Here is a 23,542-nt window from a genome sequence, read left to right as displayed (position 1 = left end):
CTCACCGTTGGTCGGGGTCGCTGTCGCGGGCGGCGTCTTCCAGTTCGCGCAGAACGTGCTCCTCCACCAGGTCCGCGAGGGCGGCGACGGTCCGGGCGGTCAGTACGTCCCGGGGTGTGAGGTGCACGCCGAAGGTCTCGTTGGTCCGGGAGGCGAGCTGCAGGCTGCGCAGCGAGTCGCCGCCCAGGGCGAAGAAGTCGTCCTCGACGCCCACCGGCCGGCCCAGGACCTCCGCCCAGAGGCCGGCGAGGAACTCCTCGGTGGGCGTGCGGGGCGCCAGGCCCGCCGCGGGTTCGGGCAGTTCGGGGCCGGGGGCCGGGAGGGCGGCGCGGTCGGTCTTGCCGTTCTCGGTGAGCGGGAAGCGCTCCAGGACGACGAAGGCCGAGGGGACCATGGAGCCGGGCAGCGTCCGGGCGGCGAACGCGCGCAGCTCGGCGCCGGACGGGAGGTCGGTGCCGGGGGCGGCGAGCAGGTGGGCCACCAGGCGCGGTGCGCCGGGCTCGTCCTCCCGCAGGGTCACCACGGCGTCCCGTACGGCGGGGTGGCCGGCCAGGGTCGCCTCGACCTCGCCGGCCTCGATCCGGTGGCCGCGCAGCTTGAGCTGGTGGTCGGTGCGGCCGAGGTAGTGCAGCTCGCCGTGGGCGTCGCGGCGCACCAGGTCGCCGGTGCGGTACATCCGGGTGCCCGGCGGGCCGTAGGGGTCGGCGAGGAAGCGGGCGGCGGTCAGGCCGGGGCGGCGGAGATAGCCGCGGGCCAGGGAGGGCCCGCTGAGCCACAGTTCGCCGGGGACGCCGTCGGGGACGGGGCGCAGCCGCGCGTCGAGGACGTAGCCGCAACTGCCGGGCCGCGGGCGGCCGATGGGGGGCGCGGCGCCGTCCGGCCGCAGCGGCCCGGACCAGGTGGCGACGACCGTGGCCTCGGTGGGGCCGTAGGAGTTGATCATCCGGTGGTGCGGGGCCCAGCGGGCGACGAGGTCGGCGCCGCAGGCGTCCGCGCCGACGATCAGGGTGCGCAGGTCCGGCAGCGTCCCGGCGGTGCCGGGCGGCACGGTGCCGAGCGCGGCGGGCGGCAGCAGGGTGTGGGTGACGCGTTCGGCGCGCAGCACCTCGGCCAGCTGCGTGCCGAGCAGCGGGCCGGGCGGCGGCACCACCAGGCGGGCGCCGGCCGGCAGCGCCAGGCACAGCTCCAGCACCGAGGCGTCGAAGCTGGAGGTGGCGAAGGCCAGTACCCGGTCGCCGGGCCGCACTTGGTAGTGGGCGGCCTCGGCGGCGGCGAAGGCGGCCAGGCCGCGGTGGGTGACGACCACACCCTTGGGGGTGCCGGTGGAGCCGGAGGTGTAGAGCACGTAGGCCGGATCGTCGAGGTCGAGTGGACGGGTGCGATCCCGGTCGGTGGGGCGGTGGCTCGGTGCGTCGTCGTCGGCCAGGAGGGCGTGGACCTCGGCGGCCTCCAGGGTGACGGCGGGGGCCGCGTCGCGCAGCATCAGGGCGATCCGTTCGGCCGGGTATCCGGGGTCCACCGGCAGGTAGGCGGCGCCCGCCTTGGCGGTGGCGAGCTGGGCGACGATCATCTCGGCGGAGCGCGGCAGGACCAGGGCGACGAGGTCGCCGGGGCCCGTGCCGCGCGCGACGAGCCGGTGGGCGAGGCGGTTGGCCCGCGCCTCCAACTCGGCGAAGGTGAGGCACAGTTCGGGTGCGCTGACCGCCGTGGCGTCGGGCCACCGGTCCACCGCCGCCTCGACGAGCGCGGCCAGGGTGGCCGGCGGGACGGGGTCCGGGGCGGGCGGCGCGGTCAGCCGGGCGTGCTCCGCCGGCGGCAGGGTGGCGATCGCGTCGAGGGTCGCCGGGCCGCCGGGCGAGCCGGCGGCGGCGGTCGCGGCCAGGGTGTGCGTCAGCTGGGCGGCGAGGGAGCGGGCGGTGGACTCCTCGAAGCAGCGGGGGTCGTAGCCGAGTTCGATACTCAGTCGGGTGCCGGGCGAGATCACCACGGTGAGCGGGTAGTTGGTGGCCTCCAGGGCGTGCAGGTCGCGGACCCGCAGGCCGTGGGCGGTGGCCGCGGTGTCGTTGATCGGGTAGTTCTCGAAGACCAGCAGGCTCTCGAACAACGGGGTCCCGGCGGGCACGTCGCTGCACTCGCGCAGCTCGGCGAGCGGGAGATGGTCGAAGCCGCGGGCGGTGGCCTGGGCGGTCTGCAGCCCGCCCAGCCAGTCGGCCGGGGCCGCGCCGCCGTCCACGTGGCAGCGCACCGGGAGGGTGGCGATGAACAGGCCGGGGATGGCGTCGGCGCCGGGCAGGCCGGCCGGGCGGCCGGAGACGGTGCTGCCGAAGCACACCTCCCCCTCCCCGCTCCAGCGCGACAGCAGCAGCGCCCAGACGCCCTGGACGACGGTGTTGAGGGTGAGGTGGTGACGCCGGGCGAAGTCCTGCAGCGCGGCGGTCTCCCGCTCCCCGAGCCGGTACGGGAGCCAGGTGCCGGCGCGGGTGGGCGCGCCGGGGGCCGGGCGGCGGTCGTAGGGCAGCGGGGTGGGGGCTGCGAGACCGGCCAGGGCGCGGCGCCAGAACGCCTCCGCCGGAGCCGGGTCCTGTGCGGCCAGCCAGGCGACGTACTCCGCGAAGGGGCGGCGGTCCGGCAGCCGCGGCTCGGTGCCGTGCGCCAGCGCCGTGTGGCAGGCGAAGACGTCGGAGAGGACCTGGAAGACGCTCCATCCGTCGAGCAGCACATGGTGAAAGGTCCACACCACCCGCACCTCGGAGGGGCCGAGCCGGACGAGGGTGAGCCGGAGCAGCGGCGGCCGGTCCAGCGCCATGCCCCGGTCCCGGTCCTCGGCGAGCAGCCGGGCCAGCGCGGCGTCCCGCTCGTCGGGGGTGCGGGCGCTCCAGTCGAGGGTGGTGACGGGCAGGGTGACGGCGCGGTGGACGACCTGGAGGGGGGCCGGCACGTCGCCCAGGATCACGGCGGTGCGCAGGACGGGGGTGCGGTCCACGACCTGCTGCCAGGCGGCGGCCAGCAGCCCCGGATCGGTGACGCCGTCCAGGACGAAGGTGGCCTGTTCCACGTAGAGGCCCTGGCCGGGTTCGTCGAGGGCGTGGAAGACCAGGCCGGTCTGGGTGGGGGTCAGCGGGTAGATGTCGGTGACGTCCCGGCCGTCGCCGGCGAGCCGGTCGACGGTGCGCTGGTCGAGGGCGACCAGCGGGAAGTCGGAGGGGGTGCGGCCGCCGGCACCCGGTGCGGCGCAGTGCCGCAGGATGTTCCGCAGTTCGGCGGCGGTCTCCTCGGCGAGCCGGGCCACGGTGGCGCGCCGGTGCAGGTTGGTCGAGTACGACCAGGTGAACTCCAGTCGCTTGTCGGCCACTTGGCCGATGACGTCGATCAGGTGGGGCCGGTCGGCGGCCGGGTTCAGGTCGCCGTCGAGCGCGCCGTACGGGGCGTGCAGCAGGCCGCCGTCCTCGGTGGCGCTCCAGTCCTGCCGGCCGAGGTAGTTGAAGACGATCTGCGGGGCGGCCGGGAGGCCGGCCGGTGCCGGGGTGCGCAGATGGCGCAGCGCACCGTGGCCCAGGCCGTGCCGCGGCAGCGCCCGCAGCCCCTCCTTGGCGGACTTCAGCGCCGTCGCGAGGTCCGCGTGCGGCGGGAGGTCCAGCGCGACGGGGAACAGGGTGGTGAACCAGCCGACGGTGCGGGAGAGGTCCACGTCGTCGAAGAGTTCCGCGCGGCCGTGGCCCTCCAGCCCGATGAGCACCCGGTCGTGCCCGGTCCAGCGGGCCAGCACCCGGCCCAGGGCGCACAGCAGGACGTCGTCGATCCGGGTCCGGTAGACGTCGGGCACGTCTTGCAGCAGCCGGCGGGTCTCCTCGGCTTCCAGGCGGACGGTGACGGTCTCCTCGGAGTCCGCGGTGTTGCGGCCGGTGTGGTCGGTGGGCAGTTCGTGGTGGGCGCCGGGCCGCTGCCAGTAGGCGAGTTCGTCGTCGAAGCCGCCGGCCGCGGTGTGCTCGCACAGCCGCTCGGCCCAGGCGCGGAACGAGGTGGTCTTGGGGCCGAGCACGGCCCGGCCGCCGGTGCGCACCTGGCGGTAGGCGGTGTCGAGGTCCTCCAGGAGGATGCGCCAGGACACCGCGTCGACGACCAGGTGGTGGGCGACGAGCAGCAGGACCGGGCGGTCCTGGTCGCCCGGGCGGCACAGGGCGGCCTTCAGCAGCGGGCCCTCGGCCAGGTCGAACCCGGCGCTCAGTTCGCGGGTGAGTGCGCGCAGCGCGGCGGGGTGTTCCTCCGGGCGCCGGCCGGACAGGTCGCGGACCTCCAGGGCGGCGCCCGTGCCGGGCAGCGTGCCGTACTGGCGCCAGTGGCCGTCCCCGTTGGTGCGGTACCGCATGCGCAGCGCGTCGTGGTGGTCGAGCACCGCGCCCAGTGCCGCCCGCAGCGCGTCCTCGTCGGTGTCGGCGGCGAGGTGGAAGGAGAGCGCCTGGGTGAAGTGCGCCGGATGGTCGGGCAGGGTGGCGAAGAGCCAGTGCTGGACGGGGGTGAGCGGTATCTCGCCCACCACGGGGCCCTGTTCGGCGGTGGCGGCCGCGGCCCGCGGTTCGCCGGCGGCCGCGGCGAGGGCGGCGACGGTCTGGTGGACGAACAGTTGGCGGGGGGTGAGCGTGAGGCCCGCGCGGCGGGCCGCGGAGACGATGCGGATGCTGAGGATGGAATCGCCGCCGAGCGCGAAGTAGTTGTCCTCGACGCCCACTTGGGCCACGCCCAGCACCTCGGCCCAGATGGCGGCGAGCACCCGCTCGGTGTCGGTGCGCGGCGGGACGTGTCCGGCGGCCGGGGCGGCGGCCGGGCCGGGCGCGGGCAGGGCACGCCGGTCGAGTTTGCCGGTGGGGCCGAGCGGCAGCCGTTCCAGGGGGACGACGAGTGCGGGGACCAGGTGGTCGGGGAGGCTGCGGGCGAGGAAGGCGCGCAGCTCGACGGGGTCGGGGGCGGCCTCGCCGCGGGCGACGACGTAGCCCACCAGGCGCTTGTGGCCGTCGGTCGCCACGACCCGGGCGGCGGCCGCGGCCACGTCCGGGTGGCGGGCCAACGCGGCCTCGACCTCGCCCGGTTCGATCCGGAAGCCGCGCACCTTGACCTGGTCGTCGGTGCGGCCGAGGTACTCCAGCCGGCCCTCGGCGTCCCAGCGTACGAGGTCGCCGGTGCGGTACATCCGCTCGCCCGGGGGGCCGAACGGGTCGGGCAGGAAGCGCCGCGCGGTCAGGCCGGGCCGCGCGAAGTAGCCGCGGGCCACGCCGGTGCCGGCGAGGTGAAGCTCGCCGGGTGCCCCGACCGGGACCGGGCGCAGCCACGGGTCCAGGACGTAGGCCCGGGCGCCGGCGACCGGGCGGCCGATGGGTGGGGTGCGGTCCGGGTCGGCGGGGTCGCAGTGCCAGGCGGTGGCGTAGACGGTGGCCTCGGTGGGGCCGTAGAGGTTGGCGACCCGGCAGCCGGGGACGGCGGCGCGGACCTCGCGGACGGTGCGCGCGGCGAGCGCCTCGCCGGCCAGTACCACGGTGTCCGCGCTGACGTGGACGGTGTCCTCGGCGAGCAGTCGGCCGAGGGCGGAGGGGACGGCGCTGAGCAGGCCGGCGGTCCAGGGCCCGGGGCGTTCGGCGAGGGCCAGCAGGTCCCGGACGATCTCCACCCGGCCGCCGGCCAGCAGCGGGCAGAGCAGTTCGAACACCGACACGTCGAAGTTGAGCGAGGTGGACGCGACGACGTGGGCGAGGCCCCGGGGGCCGAATTCGGCGGCCGCCCAGTCGGCCAGCGCCACGACGGAGGCGTGGGTCACCACCACGCCCTTGGGCACTCCGGTGGAGCCGGAGGTGTGCAGGACGTAGGCGGGGTGGTCGGCCAGCAGCGCCCCGGTGCGCTCGGTGTCGTCCAGGTCGGCGGCCGGTCCGGCGGCGAGGTGGTCCGCCGGCCCGGGGTCGTCCAGGAAGAGCCGGGTGGCGGGCCCGTCGGGCAGCCGGCCGGCCGTCGCGCGGGTGGTGAGGACGACGTCCGGTGCGATGTCGTCGAGGAGGAACGCGACCCGCTCGGCGGGGTGGCCGGGATCGATCGGCAGGTAGCCGGCGCCGCTCTTGAGGACGGCCAGCAGGGCCACGGCCAGGTCGCAGGTGCGGGGCAGTGCGAGCGCGACGAACCGTTCGGGGCCCGCGCCCGCGGCGACCAGCAGCCGCGCCAGCCGGTTGGCGCGCTCGTTCAGCTCCCGGTAGGTGAGCCGGTCCGCGCCGGCCAGGACGGCCGGGGCGTGCGGGGTGCGGGCGGCCTGCGCCTCGAACACCTCGGGCAGGGTGCGGCGCGGCCGCGGCACGACGGCGCCGCCGAACTCCGCGACGACGCGGTGGTGTTCGTCCTCGGTGAGCAGCGGCAGCTCGGCCAGCCGGCGGTCCGGGTCCGCCGCCATCCCGGTGAGCAGCGTGCGCAGGCAGGCGCCGAGCCGCTCGACCGTCGCGGTGTCGAAGACCGCCGGGTCGTGGTCGAGGGCGACGGTCAGCCGCTCGCCGGGGGCGACGATCACGCTGAGCGGGTAGTTGGTGGGCTCCAGGTCGCGTTCGGAGGTGAGGCCGAGGCCGTGCCGGGTCAGGGCGCCGCTGTCGAAGGGGTAGTTCTCGAAGACGACGATGGTCTCGAACAGGTCGGTTCCGGGCGGCAGTTCGCTCCAGGACCGGATGTCCGCCAGGGAGACGAAGTCGAACCGCCGCGCCTCGGACTGGGCGGTCTGCAGCTCGCGCAGCCAGTCCGGCAGGGCGCGCCGTCCGTCGACGCGGACCCGGGTGGGTAGGGTGTTGATGAAGAGGCCGACCATGGTCTCCACGCCGGGCAGCGTGGCGGGCCGTCCGGAGACGGTGGTGCCGAAGACCACGTCGTCACTGGTGCCGTAGCGGGACAGCAGCAGGGCCCAGGCGCCTTGCAGGACGGTGTTCATGGTGAGGCCGGCGCGCTGCGCCATCCGGCGCAGGCGGGCCGACTCGGCCGCGTCCAGGGTGAGGTGGACCGAAGCGGAGGACGAGGCGCGGTGGGCCTGTGCGGGGGTGCGGTCCTTGGGGAGCCGGGTCGGCTCGGTGAAGCCGGCCAGCGCGGCCCGCCAGTGGTGTTCGGCCTGCCCGGTGTCCTGCTCCGCCAGCCAGCGCAGGTAGTCGGCGAAGGGCGGGCGGGCCGGTACGTCGGGCGCCCGGCCGGCGGTGAGCGCCGCGTACCGTTCGCAGACCTCGTCGAAGGTCTGGGCGGCGCTCCAGCCGTCGAGGAGGAGGTGGTGGAAGGTCCACACCAGGCGGACCCGGTCGGCGGGCAGCCTGATCAGGGTCAGCCGCATCAGCGGGGCCCGGGTGAGGTCGAGGCCGGCCGCGCGGTCCTCGGCGAGCAGCGTCTCCAGGGCGCGTGCGCACTCCTCGGTGCTCCGGCCGGTCCAGTCGTGGTGGGTGACGGGCACGGTGGCCCGGGCCTGGACGACCTGGAGCGGCTCGGGGGTCTGCGCCCACACCAGGCGGGTGCGGAGCACCGGGTTGGCGTCGGCCGTCCGCTGCCAGGCGGTGGCGAGCGCGGCGGGGTCGCGGACGCCGGAGAGCACCAGCTGGACCTGGTTGACATAGGTGTGGGCGGCGGGGTCCATCAGGGTGTGGAAGAGCATGCCCGCCTGCATGGGCGTCAGCGGGTAGAGGTCCGTGACCTCCCGGCCGTCTCCGGCGACCCGGTCCACGGTGGCCTGGTCGAGGCGGGCGAGCGGGAAGTCGGAGGGGGTGCGGCCGCCGGCGTCCGGACCGGCGCAGTGCGCGACGATCTCCTCAAGTGCCGTGCGCATGCCGGTCGCCAGGGCGGTGACGGTCTCGGCGCGGTGTACCGCGCGGCTGTGGTACCAGGTGAGTTCCAGACAGCCGTCCTCGACCTTGCCGACCACGTCGAGCAGGTGGGGGCGGACGTTTTCGGGGGCGGCGGCGCCGTCCAGGCCGCCGCGGACACCGCGGATCAGCCCGCCCTCGCCGGACCAGTCGAACCGGCCCAGGTAGTTGAAGCTGATCCGGGGCTGCGGCGTACCGGCGAGGGCGCCGTCCGCGGCGAGCCGGCGCAGTGCGCCGTGGCCCAGGCCGCGGCCGGGCACGGCGCGCAGCTGTTCCTTGACGGACTTCAGCGCCGTTCCCCAGTCACCGTCGGGGAGGTCGAGGGCCACCGGGAAGAGGGTGGTGAACCAGCCGACCGTGCGCGACAGGTCGACACCGTCGAAGAGCGCGTCCTCCCGGCCGTGGCCCTCCAGGCCGACGGCGACGGTGCGCCGGCCGGTCCAGTCGGCCAGGACCCGGCCGAGCGCGGTGAGCAGTACGTCGTTGATCTGCGTCCGGTAGGCACCGGGGACGTCGCGCAGCAGGGCGGCGGTGCGCGGCCGGTCCAGTCGGACGGTGACCGTGCCGAGGTCGGCGAGGGTGTTGGTCCCGTCGGCGTCGGCCGGCAGCGGCGCCGCGCAGTGTGCGGCCGCCGCGCTCCAGTACGCCTGCTCGGCGGCGAACCCGCCGGCCTCGGTGCGCTCGTGCAGCAGCCTGGACCACTCCTGCACGGAGGTGGTACGGGCGGGCGGGGCCGCGGGTTCTCCGGTACGGGCCCGGCGGTAGCCGCTCTCCAGGTCCTCCAGCAGGATGCGCCAGGAGACGCCGTCGACGACGAGGTGGTGGGCGGTCAGGAACAGCCGCGGCGGCGCGTCCGGTGCGCCGGTGAAGAGCCGGGCGGCGACCAGCGGCCCGCACGCGAGGTCGAAGCCGGCGTGGGCCTCGGCCATCGCGGCCTCGACGGCGGTGGCGCACTCCCGCGCGTCCCGCCCGGTCAGATCGTGGACCCGCAGGGCCGGCGGCTCGGCGGCGTCCGGCGCCGGGCAGTGCTGCTGCCAGCCGCCGCCGTCCGCCCGCTGCGTGAAGCGGGCCCGCAGGGCGTCGTGGTGAGCCCACAGCGCGGCCAGGGCGTCCCCCAGTGCCCGGGTGTCGGGCTCCTCGGCCAGTTCGACGACGACGCACTGGTTGAAGTGGCCCGGACGCGACGGCCGGGCGTCGAGGAACCAGCGCTGGATCGGCAGCAGGGGGACCTCGCCGGTGACCGGGCCGGTGCCGGTGACGGGTGCGGCGGCGCCGGTGGCGGCGGCCAGGGCGGCGACGGTGGGGTGGCGGAACACGTCCCGGGGGGTCAGGGCCAGGCCCGCCCGGCGGGCGCGCGAGACGACCTGGATGCTGAGGATCGAATCGCCGCCCAGCATGAAGAAGTTGTCGTCGGCGCCGACCCGTTCGACACCCAGCAGAGCGCTCCAGATGTCCGCGAGGGTCCGTTCCGCCCCCTCGCGCGGTGCGCGGTATGTACCGCCGGTGGCGGGCGACCACCGTGGGGCGGGCAGCCGGCGCCGGTCCACCTTCCCGTTGCCGGTCAGCGGCAGCGCGTCCAGGGTGACGAAGGCGGCGGGGAGCATGTAGTCCGGCAGCCGCGCGGCGAGGAAGCCGCGCAGCTCCTCGGGCGGGGGCACGGTCGCGTCCGGGGTGGGGACGAGGTAGGCGGCGAGGCGTTTGGGGCCGTCCGTCTCGACGGCGGTCAGCAGTGCCTCGGCGACCGCGGGGTGCCGGGTGAGCGCGGCCTCGATCTCGGCCGGTTCGACGCGGAAGCCCCGGATCTTGATCTGGTCGTCGGTGCGCCCCACGAAGTGGAGTTCGCCGTCGGCGCTCCAGCGCACGAGGTCGCCGGTGCGGTACATCCGGCCGCCGGGCGGCCCGAACGGGTCGGCGAGGTAGCGTGCGGCGGTCGCGCCGGGGCGGCCGTGGTAGCCGCGGGCGACGCCGGCGCCGGCCACGTACAACTCGCCGGGGATTCCCGGCGGTTGCGGCCGCAGCGCGCCGTCCAGGACGTAGCAGCGGGTGTTGTCCAGGGGGCGGCCGATGGGCAGGGTGGCGGGCAGCGGGTCGCCGGCGCGGAAGACCCGCCGGGTCGCGAAGGTGGTCGTCTCGGTCGGGCCGTAGCCGTCGACGACGGCGAGGTCCGGGCAGGCGTCGAGGACCCGGCGCACCGCGGCGCCCGGCACGGCCTCGCCGCCGGTCCACACCTCGCGGGCGCCGCGCAGGCAGGCGGGGTCCTCCTGGGCCAGCAGGCGGAAGAGCCCGGCGGTCAGCCACAGGCAGGTCACGCCCTGTTCGGTGACCGCCCGGCGCACGGTGGCGGCCTCCAGGTCGCCGGGCGGAGCCAGGACGGCCCGGCCGCCGCGCAGCAGTGGCACCCACAGTTCGTAGGTGGCCGCGTCGAACGCCGCCGGCGAGTGCACCAGGACCCGTTCGTGCCCGTCGAAGGCGTGGTCGAAGGCGAGCGCCACGACGTCACGGTGGCGCACCGCGACACCCTTGGGGCGGCCGGTGGAGCCTGAAGTGAACATCAACTGGAGCGCATTGTCCGGGTGGAGGGCCGGGAGGGCGGCGTCCTCGTGCCCGGCCGGGTCCGGGGCGGCGGCCGTCACCCGTAACGTCCGCCCGCCGGGGGCCACCGCGCGTGCGGTGTCCTGCCAGGCGGCGTCGGTGAGCACCAGCTCCGCGGCGGCCTCCCCCAGCGTCAGCCGCAGCCGCTCCCGGGGGGCGCGGCCGTCCAGCGGGACGTACACCCCGCCCGCCTTGGCGAGGGCGACCTGGGCGACGACGAGGGCGGCCGAGCGGTCCATCAGGACCCCGACCGGCTGCTCGGGGCGGACACCGAGCGCGGCCAGCCGACGGGCCAACGCCTCGGCGCGGGCGTCGAGTTCGCGGTAGGTCAGGCGGAGGGCGCCGGCGTCCACGGCGAGCGCGTCGGGGACGCTCCGGACCCGGTCGGCGAAGAGCCCGGCGACCGTCCCGTCGGGCAGTGCGGTGGCGGTGTCGTTCCACTCCTCGACCACCTGGCGGCGGCGCGCCGCGCCGAGCACCGGCAGCCGCGCGGGCGGGCGGTGGGCGTCGGCGGCCATCCCCTCCAGCAGCACGGTGAGGTACTCGGCCATCAGCTCGACGGTGGCGGTGTCGAACAGCTCGGGGTCGTAACCGAGGCGCAGGCCCAGTTCCGGGCCGGGGTAGACGACCAGGCTCAGCGGGTAGTTGGTGGTCTCGATGCCGTCGAGGGCGCTCAGCCGCAGCCCGTGGGCCGCGGCGAGGCCGTCACCGGCCGGGTAGTTCTCGAAGACCACGATGCTGTCGAACAGGGCGGTGCGCTCGGGCAGTTCGCTGAGCGCCGTCAGCCGGGCGAGCGGGACGAAGTCGAAGCGCCGGTCCTCGGTCTGGATCTCCTGCACCCGGCGCAGCCAGTCCGGCAGGGTGCCCTCGGCGGGCACGGTCAGCCGGGTCGGCACGGTCGCGATGAACAGGCCGGTCATCGCCTCGGCGCCGGGCAGTTCCGGCGGGCGGCCGGAGACGGTGGTGCCGAAGACCACCTCCGGGCGTCCGCTCTGCCGGGCCAGCAGCACCGCCCAGGCGGCCTGCACCAGCGTGTTCATGGTCACGCCGGTGTCCTTGGCCAGGTCCGCCAGCCGGCCGGTGAGGGCCGTGGGCAGGGTGACCCGCACCGCCTCGGTGGACTCCGCGCGGTGGCTCTCCCGGGGGTCGCGGTCGTAGGGCAGGGCGGTGGGTTCGGTCAGCCCGTCGAGCCGGGCCCGCCAGTGGTCCTCGGCCTCCGCCGGGTCGCGCTCGCGCAGCCAGGCGACGTAGTCGCGGAACGGCCGGCGGGCGGGCAGCGCGGTCTTGGGCGCCGGGCCGCTCCCGTCCGCCGGGCCGCTCAGCCGGGCATGGTCGCCGAAGACGTCGGAGAGCACCTGGAACAGGCTCCAGCCGTCCAGCACCAGGTGGTGGAAGGACCACACCACCCGCACCTCGGTGGCGGACAGCCGGGCCAGGACGAGGCGCTGGAGCGGGGCGGTGGCCAGGTCCATCCCGACTCGCCGGTCCCGGGCGAGCAGTTCGCGCAGCCGGGCGTCGCGTGCGCCGGGCGGCAGGGCGCGCCAGTCCAGGTGGGTGACCGGGAGGGTGACGCCGTTCTCGACCACCATCAGCGGCTCGGGCACGTCCTGCCAGACGACCCGGCCGCGCAGCACGGGGGTGTGGTCCGTGACCCGCTGCCAGGCGGCGGCGAGCGCCGTGGGGTCGGGCACCCCGTCCAGGACGAAGGTGAGCTGCTGGAAGTAGACGCCGCCGTCGTCCTGGGCGAGCCGGTGGAAGAGCATGCCGGCCTGGGTGGGGGTGAGCGGGTGGATGTCCTCGACGGCCCGGGCGTCGTCGCCCACCAGCCGGTCGACGGTCGGCTGGTCGAGGGCGGCCAGCGGGAAGTCGGACGGGGTGCGGCCGCCGGCCCCGGGGCGGGCGGCGTGCCGGGCGATCTCGCCCAGGGCCGCGGCGAACTCCCCGGCCAGCCGGGCCACGGTCGCCTCGTGGTGCAGGTTGACCGAGTAGAACCAGGTGAACTCCAGCGCTTCGCCGTCGAGTCGGCCGACCACCTCCAGGGCGTGCGGCCGCTGGGCGGCCGGGTCGGCGTCGAGGGCGAGCGGGCGGTGCGAGCCGCGGTAGAGGCCGCCGGCGGTGCCGGGCAGGCCGAAGCGGCCGAGGTAGTTGAAGCTGATGCCGGCGGACGGGCCGACGGGCAGGCCGTCCGGCCGGGTCAGGTAGCGCTGGACGCCGTAGCCGAGGCCGCGGCCGGGCATCGCGCGCAGCTGCTCCTTGACGGACTTCAGCACGGTGTCCCAGTCGGCGTCCGGCGCCACGGTGAGGGCGACCGGGTAGCGGGTGGTGAACCAGCCGACGGTGCGGGAGAGGTCGATGTCGGCGAAGAGTTCCTCACGGCCGTGCCCCTCCACGTCCACGGGCACCGTGTCGCGTCCTGTCCAGGTGCCCAGCACCCGGCTCAGCGCGCTCAGCAGCACGTCGTTGGCCTCGGTGCGGTAGGCGCCGGGCAGGGTGTGCAGCAGGGCGGAGGTCTGCTGCGGGGTCAGGCGGACGGTCACCGAGCGGGCCGACGCGTAGGTGTTGGCGCCGGTGCGGTCGACGGGCAGTGCCGGGTCGCCGGCGCGGGCCGACGCGGTCCAGTACGCGGCCTCGTCGCGGAAGCCGCCCGCTTCGGCGTGGGCGGTCAGCCGGCGGGCCCAGTGGCGCAGCGGCGAGGAGGCGGGGAGCGGCGCGGCGTCGCCGCCGCCGCGCCGGGCGCGGTAGGACCGGTCGAGGTCCTCCAGCAGGATGCGCCAGGAGACGCCGTCCACGACCAGATGGTGGACGGCCAGGTGCAGGACGCGGGGCCGGCCGGCGCCCCGGTCGTGCAGCACCGCGCGCAGCAGCGGCCCGCGGTCCAGGTCGAACGGGCCGAGGTGCGGGGCGTCGTCGTCGGGGCCGGTATGGCGGTGCAGGACGATCGGGGGCGCGGTGCGGTCGATGTGCTGGCGGCGGCGGCCGTCGCCGTCCGCCGGGAAGCGGGAACGCAGCGCCGCGTGATGGTGCGTCAGGTCCCGCAGGGCGGCTTCCAGCGCGGCGGCGTCCAGGTCCTCGGCCAGTTCGACGGAGAGGGTCTGTGCGAAGTGGGCGGCCCGTTGCGGGTCGGCCTCGAAGAGCCACCGCTGGATGGGGGTCAGCGGCGACGTCCCGGTGGGCTCGGCCGCCGGGGCCGGGGCGGCGGGCCGCCCGGCGGCGTCCGCGCACCGCGCGAGGGCGGCGACGGTCTGGTGCCGGTAGACGTCGCGCGAGGTGATCGCCAGGCCCGCCTGCCGGGCCCGGGCCACCACCTGGATGCTGAGGATGGAGTCGCCGCCCAGCGAGAAGAAGTTGTCCTCGGCCCCGACCCGCTCCACCCGCAGCACCTCGGCCCAGACGGCGGCGAGGGCGCGTTCGGTGGCGGTGCGCGGGGCGACGAACTCCGCGGTCGCCTCCGTCGTCCAGTCGGGGGCGGGCAGTTGGGCGCGGTCCAGTTTGCCGTTGGGGTTGAGCGGCAGCGCGTCCAGGACGAGGACGGTGGCGGGCACCATGTAGTCGGGCAGGGTGCGGCCGAGCCGGCGGCGCAGCGTGCCGGGCGCGGGGTCCGCCCCGGGCTCGGGGACGACATAGCCGATCAGACGCGGGTGGCCGTCGGTCTCCCGGGTGGCGGCGGCCGCCTGCGCGACCCCCGGGCAGCGCAGCAGCGCCTCCTCGACCTCGCCCAGCTCGATGCGGAAGCCCCGCACCTTGACCTGCTGGTCCGCCCGGCCCAGGTATTCCAGCTCGCCGTCGCCGGTCCAGCGCACCAGGTCGCCGGTGCGGTACATCCGGCTGCCGGGGCCGGCGAACGGGTCGGCGAGGAAGCGGGTGGCGGTCAGGCCCGGGCGTCGGAGGTAGCCACGGGCCAGCCCCCCGCCGCCGAGGTACAACTCACCGGCCACCCCGGGCGGTTGGGGGCGCAGCCTGCCGTCCAGGACGTAGCAGCGGGTGCGGGCGACGGGCCGGCCGATCGGCGGGGCCTGTGCGGGCGGGGCGTCGCCGGCGAACCAGGCGGTGGCGTAGACGGTGGCCTCGGTCGGCCCGTAGACGTTGGCGACCTCGGAGGACGGCATGGTCTCCCGGATCTCCTGTACGGTCCGGGCGGGCAGCGCCTCGCCGGCCAGCAGCACCGTGTCGGCCGTGACGCCGCCGGCGCCCCGGGTGAGCATCCGGGAGATCACCGAGGGCACGCCGCTGAGCAGGCCGGCCCGGCGCGGCGCGGCGCCGGCCCGGTCGGCGAGGGCCGGCAGGTCCGCCACCACCTCGACGCTGCCGCCGGCCAGCAGCGGGCAGAGCAGTTCGAAGACGGAGACGTCGAAGTTGAGCGAGGTGGCGGCGACCACATGGCTCAGCCGGGGGCCGAACCGGGCGGCCGCCCAGGCCGCGAGGTCGGCGACGCTGCGGTGGGTGACCACCACGCCCTTGGGGCGGCCGGTCGAACCGGAGGTGTAGATGACGTAGGCGGGGTGGGCCGTCTCCAAGGGGCCGGCCCGGTCGGCGTCGGTGAGGTCGTCCGCCGCGTGGCCGGCCAGCCGGGCCACGGTCTCCGGGGCGTCGAGGAGCAGCGGTTCGGTGTCCGGGGGCAGGCAGTGGGCGGTGTCGCGGGTGGTCAGGACGAGGGCGGGGGCGGCGTCGGCGAGCATGAACCGGATGCGTTCGGCCGGATAGCCGGGGTCCACCGGCAGATACCCGGCGCCCGCCTTGAGCACCGCCCAGAGCACCGGCACGAGGTCGGCGGAGCGCGGCAGGGCCAGCGCCACCAGGGTCTCGGGGCCGGCGCCCTGGCCGGCCAGCAGCCGGGCGAGGCGGTTGGCGCGCCGGTTCACCTCGGCATAGGTGAGCCGGGTGGCGCCGCAGACCACGGCGGTCCGGTCGGGGGTGCGGGCGGCCTGCGCCTCCAGGAGGGCGGGCAGGGCGGTGTCCGGGCCGCCCTGTTGAGGGGTGTTCCAGGCGTTGAGCATGGTGCGCCGCTCGTCGTCGGTGAGCAGCGGCAGGTCGGCCACGGTCCGGTGCGGGCCGTCCGCCATGCCGTCCAGCAGGAGGTGCAGTTGGCGGCTCATACGGGCCACGGTGCGGGCGTCGAAGAGGTCGGTGTTGTATTCGACGGTCAGCCCGAGGGATCCGTCGGGGTGCGGCAGGAATTCCAGGACGAGATCGAAGCGGGCGGCCGGCCGCGGCAGCGGATGCTCCTCGATCCGCACCCCGCCGGCTTCCCGCGGGTGCACCATGGGGGTCTGCTGGACGACGAGGACCTGGACCAGCGGGGTGCGGCCGGGGTCGCGCGGCGGGGCCAGTTCCTCGACCAGGCGGTCGAAGGGGACGCCGGCATGGCTGAAGGCGTCCAGCAGCGTGCCGCGCAGGGTGTCCAGGAAGTCGTCGACGGTGGCGGTGTCGTCGACGTCGGTGCGCAGCACGAGGGTGTTGACGAAGAAGCCGGTCACGTCCTCCAGTTCGCGCCGGTCGCGGCCGTTGGTGACGGTGCCGAAGACGATGTCGCGCCGGCCGGTGTAGCGGGAGAAGAGCACCGCGGCCGCCCCGGCGAACAGGGTGAACAGGGTGGTGCCCCGGGCCCGGGCGCGGGCCCGGAGGCGCTCGGTGAGGCCGGCCGGCAACCGGTGGCGGTGGGCCGCGCCGGAGGTGGTGCGCACCGGCGGCCGGGGCCGGTCCACGGGCAGGTCGAGCTGGGGCATTCCGGCGAGGTGCCGTTTCCAGTACGCGAGGTCGTCGGCGTGCCGGCCGGGGGTGTGGTGGGCGCGCTCCCAGACGGCGAAGTCGGGATATTGGAGAATCGATTCTTCGAGGTCGTCGGGGCCGCCGTCCGCCTCCGCGCCGTACAGCGCGGCCAGTTCCCGTACCAGCACCCCGACCGACCAGCCGTCGGTGACGATGTGGTGCTGCGCCAGCAGCAGCACATGCTCGTCCCCGGTGAGCCGGATCAGCAGGGCCCGGGTGAGCGGTCCCTCGCGCAGGTCGAAGGGGCGCCGCAGTTCCTCGGTGAGCAGCCGGTCGGCCTCCTGGGCACGGTGCGCGGCCGGCCGGTCGCGGAGGTCGGCGGTGGCGAGCGGCAGGACGGCGGCGTCCGCCACGCGTTGCACCCCTTGGCCGTCCACGGTGGTGAAGGTGGTGCGCAGGGAGTCGTGACGGGCGGTGAGCCGGTCCAGGGCACGGCGCAGCGCGCCGGTGTCCAGCGGGCCGCGCAGCCGCACCCCCACCCCGGTGTTGTACTCGATGCCTCCCGCGGTCAAGTCGTCGAGGAACCACAGCCGTTGCTGCGCGGCGGAGAGCGGCAGCGGCCGGTCCCGGCGGGCGGGCGTGACCGGCGCGGGAGCGGCCGCGGTGGCCGGCTCGTCGAGGAGGGACGCCAGGCCGGCGAGGGTCCGGGCGCCGAACACGTCGCGGACGGTGAGCCGGACGCCGAGCGCCGCGCGGATGCGGGAGAGCACCCGGGTGGCAAGGACGGAGTCGCCGCCGAGGTCGAAGAAGTCGTCGGTGGTGCCGGGCTCGGGCACCGCCAGGACCTCCGACCAGATGGCCGCGAGGGCCCGTTCTGCCGGGGTCCGCGGGGCGTGCCGGCCCGGCTCCGGGGCGCGGACGGCAGCGGGTGCGGGCAGCGCGCGCCGGTCGATCTTGTGGTGGGCGGTGAGCGGGAACGTGTCGAGGACGACGACGGCCGACGGCACCATGTGGGCGGGCAGGCCGCGGGCGAGGGCGGCGCGCAGTGGCGCGGGCAGCGGGGGCCGGGCCGGGTCGCCCGGTGTCACATAGCCGACGAGCCGCCGGTGGCCGGGCTCGTCCTCGCGTACGAGGACCACCGCGTCGGCCACCTCGGGGAGCCGGGCCAGCGCCGCCTCGATCTCGCCGGGTTCGACGCGGAAGCCGCGGATCTTGACCTGCCGGTCGGCCCGGCCGAGGAATTCCAGTTCGCCGGCGGGGTCGCGGCGCACCAGGTCGCCGGTGCGGTAGAGCCGGGCCCCGGGCGGCCCGGACGGGTCGGCGACGAAGCGGGCCGCGGTCAGGCCCGGGCGCCCGAGGTAGCCGCGGGCGACCCCCGGGCCGCCCACGTACAACTCGCCCGCGGTGCCGTCCGGGACCGGCCGCATGGCCTCGTCCAGAATCCGGGCCCGGGTGTGCGGCAGCGGCCGGCCGATCGAGGGGGTGCCGCCGCCGGCGGACAGCGGACCGGTCCAGGAGGCGACGATGGTGGCTTCGGTGGGACCGTAGGAGTTGATCAGCCGGCGTCCCGGGGCCCAGCGGTCGGCCAGTTCGGCGGGGCACGCCTCGGCCCCGACGATCAGGGTGCGCAGGCCGGGCAGGCGAGCGCCGTCCGCGGGGACGGTGGCGAGCGCGGCCGGCGGGATGAGCGCGTGGCTGATGCGGTGCCCGGCCAGCACCGCGACGAGTTCGTCCCCCAGCCACGGCCCGTCCGGCGGGACGACGAGAGTGGCGCCGGCCAACAGGGAGACGCACAGCTCCAGTACGGCGGCGTCGAAGCCCGGCGAGGAGAACTGCAGAACCCGGTCCCCCGGCCCGACCGCGTACCGGTCGGCGGCCGCCGCGGCGAAGGCGCCCAGCCCGGTGTGGGGCACGACCACGCCCTTGGGGGTGCCGGTGGAGCCCGAAGTGTAGATGACGTAGGCGGGGTGGTCGGGGTGCAGCGGGGAGAGCCGGTCCCCGTCGTCCGGGGCGCGGTCGGGGCCGGCGGCGGCCCGGATCGCGGCCGGGTCGTCGAGGACCACGGCCGGGCGGGCGTCGGCGAGCATCAGGGCGCGGCGCTCGGCCGGGTACGCCGGGTCCACCGGCAGGAAGGCGCCACCCGCCTTGGCCACGGCCAGCTCCGCGACGACCAGTTCGACGGAACGGGGCAGGACCAGCGCCACCGTCCGCTCCGGCCCCACGCCCCGGCCGATGAGGAAGTGCGCGAGGCGGTTGGCCCAGGCGTCGGTCTCCCGGTACGACCAGGTCCGCCGGCCGTCCGTCAGCGCCGTCGCGTCCGGCCCGCGGGCCACCCACCGTGCGAACAGGTCCGCGAGCGCCGGGGCGGGGACCGGACCGGCCGGGCCCGGCTCCGCATCGGGGGTCCGGACCCGCGGTGCGGTGGGCTCGGGGGCTGAACTCTGGTGCTGGTCCGTCATGTTCGTCAGTCCTTCTGGGCGGGGACGGGGCGGCCGGCGGGACGTACGGCGGTGCGGCGGGCCGCCCGGAGAAGCGGGGCCGGGCGGAGCGGAGCCGGAGGGGCGAGCGGGTGGGGAGGCACACCTGGGCGTCCGCCGGGCCCGGTTCAGGCGGTGGCGGTGCGGCGGGCCGTGCGGCCGGAGATCTGGAGGCGGTCGATGGCCCCGCTGTCGGGGTCCCGCAGAAAGCGTCCGCCGGGCACCGTACGACCGGTGGCGGGGTCCACCAGGTCGCAGGAGAGATCCGGGTAGCAGACCAGCGGCGCCGGGGTGTCGCCGTTCACGGTGAGGGACAGGGTGCCCGCGGCGTCCGCGGTGACGAGGTACTCGACGGTGCCGTTGCGGTAGCTCCCGGCGCCCTGGGGCAGCGCGCGGGCCGGGCCCCGCTCGGGCGGCCGGGCGGCCGGCGGGACCGGCTCCCCGGTGATCCCGCCGAGTTCCGCGGCGAGTTCGTGCCACAGGGCGGTGCCGTTGTTGGCGTTGGCGGTGAAGGCGACCACGGTTCCGGTGTCCGGTTCCGCCCGCAGATGGCAGGAGGTGCCCTGGGCGTTGCCGTCGTGGCCGCACCACAGCCGGGCGCCCTGCTGGAAGAGCGCGAGGCCCGGGCCCCAGGCGTCGGCGAGCGCGCCCGGGACGGCGCCGGGCGCCGGGCGGCGCAGCTCCTCGGCGGCCTCCGGCGCCAGCACCGCGCGGGGACCCGCACCGGTCAGCGCCCGCCCGAGAGCGACCAGGTCGAGGGCGCTCGCCGCCAGTCCGCCCGCCGGAGCCTCGACCGGCGCGAGGGTCTGGTGTACCGGCCGTACCCGGCCGGAGACCGGGTGGACGGAGTGGCCGCGGGCGACCGGCCGCCCGGGAGCCGGTTCGCCCAGGAAGGCGGGCGCGGTGCCCAGCGGTTCGAGGAGCAGCGTCCGCACGGCGTCCCGCCAGGCCATGCCGGTGACCTCTTCGATCAGCCGCCCGGCGGCGACGTATCCGGCGTTGGAGTACGAGAAGCCGGTGCCGGGCGCGCACACCATGTCCGGGCCGGCGCAGTAGGTGGCGAGGTAGCGGGCGGCCGTCAGCCCCGTCGCGTCGTCCGAGTCGGGCCCGGTGGGCAGTCCCCCGGTGTGGCTGAGCAGCTGCCGCACGGTGAGGTGCGGGGCACGGCGCAACTCCGGTATGTGCGTCCCGGCGAGGTCGTCGAGGTCGAGGTCACCGTCGTCGGCCAGGAGCAGCACGGCGGCGGCCGTGTAGGGCTTGGTCAGCGAGCCCAGCGGCACCGCCGTCTCGGCGGTGAGCGGCCGGCCCGTCCCGGCGTCCGCCACGCCGGTGTGCAGCGTGTAGGTCACCGCGTCGACGTGTACGGCGAGTTGGGCGCCCGGCACGTGATGGGCGCGGGCGAGGGTGTCCAGACGCTCTTGTAAGAGACGTCGTATCCGGGTCGGCTGCCGGTTCGCGACCGGCGCGCTCGGAGCGTGCGGCATGAGGAAGGAACTCCCGGGACTCGGAACTCATGGGGAATGACGCGACTGCCTGCCGCGGGACCGGCAGCACCCGGTGGGGGCGGGCCGGCCGGTCGTCTCACGCGGACGCGGCCGGTGGGGCCGGGTCCGTGCGGCGCACGGCGCTATGACCTGCGGACCTCCAACGGCACATGGCGCGGGCTGACGATCACGGCCGGGTTCTGAAGCACCACGTCACGGTGGTCCGGGACCGTGAGGTCGGAGAATCGATCCAGCAGCAGGCGCAGGGCAATCCGGGCCTCCAGCCTGGCCAGTGGCGCCCCGAAGCAGAAGTGGATGCCGTGGCCGAAGGTCAGGTGGGGGTTGGGGTGGCGCGTCACATCGAAGCGGTCGGGCTCGGTGAACCGGGCCGGGTCACGGTTGGCGGTGGCGAGGTGGGCCGTGATCAGCGTGTCGGCCGACAGGGTGTGGCCGCCGATCTCCACCTCCCGCGTGGTGCGGCGGCCCAGTTCGGGGAAGGGCGGCAGCCACCGCAGCACCTCCTCCAGGGCCGCCGGCAGCCGCCCCGGCTCGGCCCGCAGCAGGGCGGCGGCGTCAGGGTGGGCGTCCAGGCAGAGCACCGCGTTGCCCAGCAGGGCGGTGGTGGTGATGTGCCCGGCGACGAGCAGCAGCGCGACGAAGCCGACGATCTCCTGGTCGGTCAGGCGGACGCCGTCCGCCTCGGCCGCCAGCAGTCTGCCGGTCAGGTCGTCGCCCGGGTCCCCGCGGTGGCGGCGGATGTGGTCGAGAAGGTAGCCGTTCATCTCCCGCACGGTGGGCGCGAGGGCGTTCAGGGCGCGTTCGAGGTCGGCCATGTCCGGAGCGTCGCCGAGGTCGTCGCCGGCGAAGAGAACCGCCGCCCATTCCTGGAACAGTCCACGGTCCGCGGCCGGTACGCCCAGCAGTTCGGCGATCACGATGACCGGCAGGGGGTAGGCCAGCGCGTCCACCACGTCGAACCGGCCGCGGTCCGCGACGGCGTCCAGCAGTTCGGTGGTCAGCGTGTGGATCCGTGGCTCCAGTCCGGCCACCACACGAGGGGTGAACGCCTGGCTGACCAGGGCACGCAGGGTGCGGTGGCGCGGCGGGTCCATGCCGACGAAGTTGCCCTCGCGGAAGGTCTCGAAGTCCGGCTGGGTGGGCGTCAGTCCGGAGAGGTCGGAGGAATAGGTGGCCGGGTCGGCCAGTACCGCGGCCACGCTCCGGTGGTCGAGAACCTGCCAGACGCCCTGCCGTTCGTCGTGACGCACCGGGCCGGCCGCCCGCAGGGTCAGCCACCGGTCGATCAGCTCGTCGAAGACGGTGGGCGACGCGCTCAGTTCTTTGCTGGTCACCGGTTCTCCTGAAGTACGGGTTCTGGAGGGGGTTTTCCTCCACGGCAGTTGTGCACGGGACTGTTCGGCGGCCCGACGCCCGGAAAAGATGGCTCGCCAGGTGATGCAAGAGGCTTACTATCACAGCCCTTTCACGGCCTTGACTGCTTTCCGATTAATTCTGTGTTGCCGCCGAGCGAATGGGGAAGCCATCGGAACAATGGCGCGCAGGCAGGCGTCAGCACATGGCCGCCATAAGGCCGGCCCGCACGCCCGAAGGCACCCCCACACCGCCTCCGAAGGCACCCCGCACCGCTTCCGGCAGTTCCGGGACTTCCCGTTCTCCCGAACTCCCCGGCACACGCGACCGGTTATCGACTCCGCTTATCGACACTGCGCACGCGCACACCGAGCGAGGGAAATCGGGCGCACGACGGAATAATCCCGCAGGCGCTCGGCGGAACACGTCAGCACAGCACGTTCCGGCGCCCGGACATCCTTTCCGGCAGCCCGGATGTGGGGGCACGTGACGGAAGTTGAGCCCCGCGCCCGCCACGCCGCCCGTACCGGAGTGGCACCTGCCCTCCTCGGCGGCGCAAGGTCAACGGCGACAGCAGCCGAAAGGCAGCCGCGTCGGCCGAGCGGCACGCCGGTCCGCACGGGCCACCGTCCGGCCCCGTCCCCTTCGCAAGGACCCACGACGGTGACACCACCGTCGACCGACTCGTCACCACACATCCCCCACAGGAAATCTCTCGCCCGGGGCACGCATGAGGCGTCTCCGCACCAGCAAACGTGAGCGGACCCCACCCGGGCCACCCGGTGCCCACAAGAGGCAACGAGAGACCATCACCATTACCGGCAGGCTTACTTGGAGTTGTCAGCGATCTGTGCCCCTGGCACATTCTCGCCAGTCGAACATGACCGACAGTCTTCACTCGCCGTCACGCAATATCAACCCCCCATGTTCTGACGATGTGCGATTTTCCGGTTCATTTGCCTTGACTTGCCAGTAGGTCACCTGGGACTCCCGGTACCCAAGAGACACGTGTTATTCGACTTTCCGTTCGAGCGAGGTGCCGAGAATCGCACAAACGTTTCCCGTAGGGCGGCCGGGCACTCCAGGAGCGCCCCCTCTCTCTCCTGCCGGACGAAGACGATGCGGCTCACCCCCGCACGACGTCAAGGCGGCGCAGGCAGCATTCCACCTGCAAAGCGAGCGCCCCGCACCGAAGCCCGGGCCTGCGCCCGCGTCACCGTTCGCCGTCCTGCCGGGCGTTGGCCATCGCACCGTCCGCCCGGAGCGGCAGGCCAGACGGGCCCACCGGCCGACTCTCGCCCACCCGCCCCCGCGTTCCCCGTACCCGACCGGCCAACGCCCCCGTCGCGGAATGGCTCGCTTTCACCGGTCGGCGAATTGGCCGGATCCCAGACCTTCCCTCCGGCACACACGCCGAGTTACTCGCGGTAAACTCCGGGCCGATGCCACCACGTCCCCTGATATACGCCCCCAATGCGCCCCTATCACGCCCCAGTTGCGCTCCCATGCGCCCCCATGTGCCCCCACAAAATCGCGAACGCCCCGGCTTGACGCGCGTACGAAACAAACCCAACAGGCCCTGGTGCACGTGGACTTCACCACGGCGGCCGGGAACCGGCGGTGAAACCCGCCGGGGCGCGCCGGAGCGGTGGTCGCGCACCGGTCCGACCGCTTGATCTAGAGTCCTGGGCATGGTGCGGAAGCACGTCATCGTGACGGGACAGGTGCAGGGCGTCTTCTTCAGGGACGCCTGCCGGCACAACGCGCTGGGGTACGGCGTCTCGGGGTGGGTGCGCAACCTGCCCGACGGGGAGGTCGAAGCGGTCTTCGAAGGGACCGAGGACGGTGTCCGGCGGATGGTCGACTGGGCGCACGAGGGGCCGCCGGCCGCGGACGTGACGACGGTCGAGGTACGGGACGAGGAGCCGGAGCGGCTCAGCGGCTTCGAGATCCTGCCCACGCCTCATCGTTGAGCGCGGGCCGCGGGGCGCCGGCGGTGGCGCGGGGACACGACGGCTGCCGCGGGTGCAACGGTCCGTCCTCGGCCACCACCCGT

At 75.5% G+C, this 23,542-nt stretch carries 4 protein-coding genes; 1 reads left to right on the top strand and 3 read right to left on the bottom strand.

What is annotated here, in order from left to right:
- Window position 1 precedes the first annotated feature (1 nt).
- From ACRAS8_RS33480 to ACRAS8_RS33470, 3 genes are all read right to left on the bottom strand, one after another.
- Window positions 2-18,613, bottom strand: coding sequence for a non-ribosomal peptide synthase/polyketide synthase (locus ACRAS8_RS33480; RefSeq protein WP_438489782.1), 18,612 nt, complete (start codon window positions 18,611-18,613; stop codon window positions 2-4).
- 146 nt (window positions 18,614-18,759) lie between these two features.
- Window positions 18,760-20,115, bottom strand: coding sequence for a serine hydrolase domain-containing protein (locus tag ACRAS8_RS33475; protein WP_438489781.1), 1,356 nt, complete (start codon window positions 20,113-20,115; stop codon window positions 18,760-18,762).
- A 143-nt stretch (window positions 20,116-20,258) separates the two neighbouring features.
- The gene (locus ACRAS8_RS33470; RefSeq protein ID WP_438489780.1) at window positions 20,259-21,467 is read right to left on the bottom strand and encodes a cytochrome P450; all 1,209 of its coding nucleotides are present in this window, start codon (window positions 21,465-21,467) and stop codon (window positions 20,259-20,261) included.
- Between the two features lie 1,710 nt (window positions 21,468-23,177).
- Between ACRAS8_RS33470 and ACRAS8_RS33465 the strand changes: the two genes are divergently transcribed.
- Window positions 23,178-23,459, top strand: coding sequence for an acylphosphatase (locus tag ACRAS8_RS33465; protein ID WP_438489779.1), 282 nt, complete (start codon window positions 23,178-23,180; stop codon window positions 23,457-23,459).
- Window positions 23,460-23,542 lie beyond the last annotated feature (83 nt).

Source organism: Streptomyces sp. S186 (assembly GCF_051603415.1).
Taxonomy (GTDB): Bacteria; Actinomycetota; Actinomycetes; order Streptomycetales; family Streptomycetaceae; genus Streptomyces.
Note: the sequence above shows the minus strand (reverse complement) of the source record. Positions and strands in the feature narration are given on the sequence as shown.

What these genes read in the sequence shown, in the direction of transcription:
- ACRAS8_RS33465 (WP_438489779.1), top strand. Translation starts at nt 23,178, where the DNA reads ATGGTGCGGAAGCACGTCATCGTGACGGGACAGGTGCAGGGCGTCTTC.
- ACRAS8_RS33480 (WP_438489782.1), bottom strand. Translation starts at nt 18,613, where the DNA reads ATGACGGACCAGCACCAGAGTTCAGCCCCCGAGCCCACCGCACCGCGG.
- ACRAS8_RS33475 (WP_438489781.1), bottom strand. Translation starts at nt 20,115, where the DNA reads ATGCCGCACGCTCCGAGCGCGCCGGTCGCGAACCGGCAGCCGACCCGG.